This is a genomic window from Nitrospira sp. BLG_1 (assembly GCF_047338595.1).
Lineage (GTDB): Bacteria > Nitrospirota > Nitrospiria > Nitrospirales > Nitrospiraceae > Nitrospira_D.
This window is the reverse complement of sequence record NZ_JBLFBO010000080.1, coordinates 1-6,403: the sequence shown is the minus strand read 5'-3', so window position 1 is coordinate 6,403 and position 6,403 is coordinate 1. Positions and strand designations below refer to the sequence as shown.

The following is a 6,403-nucleotide window of genomic DNA, read 5'->3' as shown; positions in this document are numbered from 1 at the left end:
TCGACCCTCGCCTTGGCAAGGCGATGCTCTACCACTGAGCTATTCCCGCTCGCGAACGACCAGGGGCGGAGTGTACTGACCTCTCCAGTGCCTGTCAAGCCAGGATTCTTGCGCACCATCCTCAAGCAGATCCTCTTCGTACTTCTATAAACTGTTACTTGTTGCGAATCGGTAACAATATAGAAATACACAGACCGTGAATTCGTAAATCAATCATTTTTTCATTATCTTATATATCATTAGCCTAATAAAATCTTTCAGCAGTCATCGCTGACAATCAGAGGCGGTGTTACGTCTACTACGCATCAATGAATGATTCAATGATGCGGTAGTACGGTCCAGAGAAAGATAAAAACATAATTATTATTAACAGTTTATGGAATCTCGCTCGCTGTGGAAGTGTGTATCAGTGCAGATGGTTTGAATCTTGCGAGGAAGCCCATTGAGACATTTTGTTTGCGGTGTTATGTATGGTCGCCACTTTTTGTGACGCATGTTTGCAGATGAAGAGATGGATCGTTGTCTGATAATTAGGTTGAGAAGAAAAATATCCATAAAGACGACAAGCTTCGCTCAAGTTCACATCATGTGAGGAGGTATTCACAATGTTCTTGTCACGTCGACAATTTCTAAAGGTCTCTGTCGGTACGGTTGCTGCCGCAGCCGTGGCAGACAAGGTCCTGGCATTGACGGCGCTCCAGCCGGTGATCGAGGTCGGGAATCCATTGGGTGATTATCCGGACCGATCCTGGGAGCGTGTCTACCACGATCAATATCGCTATGATTCATCCTTTACGTGGGTCTGTTCTCCCAATGACACCCATGCGTGCCGCGTTCGGGCCTTCGTCCGAAACGGTGTAGTCATGCGTGTAGAGCAGAACTACGACCATCAAACCTACGAAGATCTCTATGGGAACCGCGGGACCTTTGCGCACAATCCGCGCATGTGCTTGAAGGGCTTTACATTCCATCGCCGGGTGTACGGTCCTTATCGTCTCAAGGGACCACTCATGCGGAAGGGTTGGAAGCAGTGGATGGACGATGGATCGCCAGAACTGACGCCTGAAACCAAACGCAAATACAAATTCGATAGTCGGTTCTTGGACGATATGCTTCGCGTATCATGGGATACCGCATTCACCTATGCCGCAAAAGCCATGATCATCATCGCGACACGCTACTCAGGCGAAGCTGGCGCGAGGCGGTTGCGCGAGCAGGGATATGCGCCGGAAATGATCGAAATGATGAAGGGCGCTGGTACGCGCTGCTTTAAGCATCGTGCGGGTATGCCGGTTCTCGGCATCATCGGTAAAATGGGTAACACCCGTATGAACGGCGGCATCAATGCGCTGTTGGACACCTGGATTCGGAAGGTTAGTCCGGAGCAAGCGCAGGGTGGTCGCTATTGGTCGAACTACACCTGGCATGGAGATCAGAACCCGTCACAACCCTTCTGGTCGGGCGTGCAGGGGTCGGATATCGACCTCTCGGACATGCGTTTTTCCAAGCTCAACACCAGCTGGGGGAAGAACTTCGTTGAGAATAAGATGCCTGAGGCGCACTGGAAGCTGGAGTGTATTGAGCGTGGCGCCCGCGTCGTTGTTATTACCCCGGAATACAACCCCACTGCCTACCGCGCTGACTACTGGATGCCGCTGCGGCCGGAGTCGGACGGTGCCTTGTTCTTGGGGGCCATGAAAATTATTATCGATGAAAATATGCACGATGTGGACTTCTTGAAGCAGTTCACTGATGCGCCGATCCTAGTTCGTACGGATACGCTGCAGTACCTGGATCCCCGCGATGTGGTTCCGGATTACAAGTTCCCAGACTTCTCAAAGAGTTACTCTGGTCGTATTCAAGCGCTGAAGCCACAAGATGTCGAACGGCTCGGCGGGATGATGGTGTGGGACTTAAATAAGAAGCAGGCTGTCCCGCTCCACCGCGAGCAGGTTGGATGGCACTATATCAATAGCGGAATCGATGCGGCGTTGAACGGAACCTATCGAGTCAAGCTGCTGAATGGCCGTGAAATTGACGCGATGCCGGTCTGGCAAATGTATCTAGTCCACTTCCAGGACTATGACTTGGATACCACGCATCAGATCTGCCGCACGCCGAAGGACCTGATCGTCCGCTGGGCACGCGATTCGGGCACAATCAAGCCGGCCGCGATTCACAACGGCGAAGGTGTTACGCACTATTTCCATATGACGCCCAACGGCCGCGCGGCGGCCATGGTGCTCATCATCACGGGCAACGTCGGAAAGTTCGGCACCGGGCAACATACCTGGGCCGGTAACTATAAAGCTGGATGTTGGACGGCCACTCCATGGTCCGGAGCCGGTTTGTCGGTCCATACCGGCGAAGATCCGTTCAATATCACTCTGGATCCGAATGCTCACGGGAAAGAAATCAAGACCAAGTCCTACTACTACGGTGAAGAGGTCGGGTATTGGAACCACGGTGATACGGCCTTGATCGTCAACACCCCGAAGTATGGCCGCAAGGTCTTCACGGGGAAGACGCACATGCCGACTCCCAGCAAATTCCGCTGGGTCGTCAATGTCAACGTGCTCAACAACGCCAAGCACCACTATGACATGGTGCGAAACGTTGATCCCAATTTGGAATGTCTGATCACGCAGGACATCGAAATGACGTCAGACGTGAATCACAATGACATTGCGTTTGCATGTAACTCCTGGATGGAATTCACCTATCCGGAAATGACGATTACGGTCTCCAACCCATGGGTCCAGATCTGGAAGGGTGGAATCAGACCGTTGTATGACACTCGCAATGACCTTGACACATTTGCCGGTGTGGCGGCGAAACTCTCGGAGATGACCGGCGACAAGCGCATGAAGGACTACTTCGCGATGGTCTATGCGAATCGCGTGGACGTCTATGCGCAGCGCATGCTCGATGCATCCAGCACCTTCTACGGCTATTCAGCCGACGTGATGCTGAAGTCGGAAAAGGGATGGATGGTTATGGTCCGTACCTACCCGCGGCATCCGTTCTGGGAGGAGACCAACGAGTCCAAGCCGATGTGGACACGCAGCGGTCGGTATGAGAATTACCGGATCGAACCGGAAGCGATCGAGTACGGAGAAAACTTTATCTCCCATCGTGAAGGGCCGGAAGCAACCCCGTATCTGCCGAACGCCATCTTCACGACGAACCCCTATTGCCGTCCGGACGACTATGGTATTCCGATCACGGCGCAACACCATGATGACAAGACCGTTCGAAACATCAAGTTGTCATGGCATGAAATCGTCCGGCACTCGAACCCCTTGTGGGAAAAGGGCTACCAGTTCTACTGCGTAACCCCGAAGACCCGTCACCGCGTCCACAGCCAATGGTCGGTGAACGACTGGGTGCAGATTTATGAGTCGAACTTCGGCGATCCGTACCGGATGGATAAACGGACGCCTGGCGTGGGCGAGCACCAGATCCACATCAACCCGCAGGCGGCGAAAGACCGTGGGATCAACGACGGTGACTATGTCTACGTCGACGGTAACCCAGTAGATCGTCCGTATCGTGGTTGGAAGCCGAGCGATCCCTACTACAAAGTCGCTCGACTCATGATCCGGGCAAAGTACAACCCGGCCTATCCGTATCATGTGACGATGGCCAAGCATGCTCCGTATGTGGCGACGGCCAAGTCCGTGAAAGGTCATGAGACCAGACCGGATGGACGTGCCATTGCCATCGACACCGGCTATCAGTCGAACTTCCGATACGGTGCCCAACAGTCATTTACACGAAATTGGCTCATGCCGATGCACCAAACCGACTCACTTCCTGGTAAGCACGCGATTGCCTGGAAGTTTAAGTGGGGCTATCAAGTGGATCACCACGCGATCAACACGGTCCCGAAGGAATGTCTCATCCGCATTACCAAAGCGGAAGACGGCGGTATCGGTGCGCGCGGTCCGTGGGAGCCGGTGCGTACCGGGTTTACCCCGGGCCAAGAGAACGAATTCATGATTAAGTGGCTGAAAGGCGAGCACATCAAGATCAAGGTCTAAATGCTATTGAGTTTGACAGTCGGCCCTTGCCAAAAGAGGCAAGGGCCGACGAAGTTCAACAATAGCCCATGATGAATTACGGAGGAGACTATGCCTGAAGTATATAACTGGCAGCTGGGACGTAAGATGTTGTATCCCTACGAGGAGCGGCATCCCAAGTGGCAGTTCGCCTTTGTGTTTAATATCAACCGCTGTTTGGCGTGCCAGACCTGTAGTATGGCGGATAAGTCAACCTGGCTCTTCTCCAAGGGGCAGGAGTACATGTGGTGGAACAATGTCGAGACCAAGCCTTATGGCGGCTATCCCCAGTTCTACGACGTCAAGATTACCCAGCTCATTGAACAGGTGAATCCCGGCGGGCAAGTCTGGAACGTCCGCGTGGGACGAAAGCACCATGCACCGTACGGGGTGTTTGAAGGGATGACCATTTTCGACGCAGGAGCAAAAGTTGGTCAGGCGGCGATCGGGTACATCCCAACCGACCAGGAATGGCGGTTTGTGAATATCTATGAAGACACCGCCACGTCCATGCGCGCGCTGGTGGAAGGGATCGACAAGACCGGTTTCTCACGGGATGAACCCTGGAAGATGACCGGCAGCAGCTTGCCAGAGCATGAGACATTTTTCTTCTATCTGCAACGCATCTGCAATCATTGCACCTATCCTGGATGCTTGGCTGCGTGCCCACGGAAGGCCATCTATAAGCGTCCTGAAGACGGGATCGTCCTCATTGACCAGAATCGTTGCCGTGGATACAAGAAGTGTGTCGAACAGTGTCCCTACAAGAAGCCGATGTATCGAGGCACGACCAGGGTCAGCGAAAAGTGTATTGCCTGCTATCCTCGGATCGAAGGAAAAGATCCCTTGACCGGTGGGGAGCCGATGGAGACTCGTTGTATGGCGGCCTGTGTCGGAAAGATCAGGATGCAGAGCCTGATGCGCATCGGCGAAGATGGCCTGTGGGCCGAGGATCGTTGGCATCCACTGTACTATGCAATCCGGGTCGAACAGGTGGCGTTGCCACTCTATCCACAGTGGGGGACGGAGCCGAACGGTTATTACATTCCTCCTCGGCACTCGCCGCGTGGCTATGCCCGCCAGATGTTTGGTCCTGGCGTGGACAACGCAATTGAAAAGTACCTGGTTCCCAGCCGCGAGCTGTTAGCGGTGCTCCAGCTCTGGAGAGCCAGCCAGCAGATCGTGTTCCGCTACGATGTGATCCCTGGGCCAAAAGTGTTTGAGACCCAGATACACGGGAAGCGGTTTGAGATGTATAACGACACGGTCCTAGGCTTCAATAAGTCAGGGAAGGAAGTAGCCCGCATTCAAGTGGAAGAACCGATCTACATCCGGCCGGCCGAACGGGTGACCTGGTTGTAAGTCAATAAGCACCAGAGAGGTAGGAAGAGGGGTGGGGTTCCGAAGACGGGCTCCACCCCTTTTGCTGTTCAAGAACTCTCTTCTGGCGATGAAAACCAAGGAAACTCAATCCCCTCAAATGAAATGACCGGTCCACCTCACTCATACGGCCATCTCACCGCTGGAAGTAGAGCCTGATTCCCTTGCCGGATCAGTCTTTCGACTCAGCCTTCCCTGAATCTTCTGCACACTTGACGACATGCAGGACCTCCAGTAAAGTTTTTTCTAGGTCATCATCGTGCCTACCACTCGCGGAGTGACTGCAGCGTGACAGCCGACCAGCAGGAGACGATCCCATTTGCGGCTCAACCTATTCCCTTTAAAGAATTCCTCGCGACGGGCCAGCTTCCCGATGGATATCTCACCAGCGAGTACATCGCTCAGCAATTCGTTGAGCGTTTGGTTCACTATATTCTGAGTGTGCCGGCCGGAAGCTATACCATGGGTGAACTCAGTCAACTCCTCGAGCAGCTTGATCCTCGTGCACAGGTGTTCTTTTTTAAAAAACTGAAGGAGACCAGCCCTGAGTGCCTCAAGGATTTTGCACCTCTCTATTATGGTTTCATGAACGAATTTGAATCGCTACTTTTTACCTAGACCTAGAACCAGCCGGCTGCTTCCAAATTCGAACCCTCACCCGCCCGCGAACATCTTGATGGACGCGTGTCGTAGCTGACAAAGTCCCTTCCCCATCTGGGCAGGAAGCCATAGCTGTCAAGCAATGGGGCTCCACCTGACATTCGTGATGGAAAAAACCTCCTGATACTGTGGAACACAGGCAAGACAATAGAGGAATGAACCGGAGCACGCTTAAAAGAATCGCAATAGATGCGAGCGAGAGAAAAATTCTCCTTGTTGTCCTCCTAATCTGATGTATAATTGCCCTTCATCTACTGGAAAAGGAGTGTTATGAATCCATCCCTACAACGTGCGGTCACCAG

Annotated in this window: 3 protein-coding genes; all 3 read left to right on the top strand. The window is 53.1% G+C overall.

The genetic code is table 11. From position 1 onward, the window contains the following. Positions 1–605: 605 nt before the first annotated feature. The 3 genes from ACMTNU_RS19985 (at position 606) to ACMTNU_RS19975 (ending at position 6,059) form a co-directional block, all read left to right on the top strand. Entirely contained in the window at positions 606–4,043 is a 3,438-nt protein-coding gene (locus ACMTNU_RS19985; RefSeq protein ID WP_413937054.1) for a molybdopterin-dependent oxidoreductase, read from the top strand. A gap of 90 nt (positions 4,044–4,133) precedes the next feature. Continuing rightward, positions 4,134–5,423 (top strand): 4Fe-4S dicluster domain-containing protein, encoded by a 1,290-nt coding sequence (locus ACMTNU_RS19980; protein WP_413937053.1) that lies wholly within the window; start codon positions 4,134–4,136, stop codon positions 5,421–5,423. Between the two features lie 306 nt (positions 5,424–5,729). After that, the gene (locus tag ACMTNU_RS19975; protein WP_413937052.1) at positions 5,730–6,059 is read left to right on the top strand and encodes a hypothetical protein; all 330 of its coding nucleotides are present in this window, start codon (positions 5,730–5,732) and stop codon (positions 6,057–6,059) included. Positions 6,060–6,403: the final 344 nt, after the last annotated feature.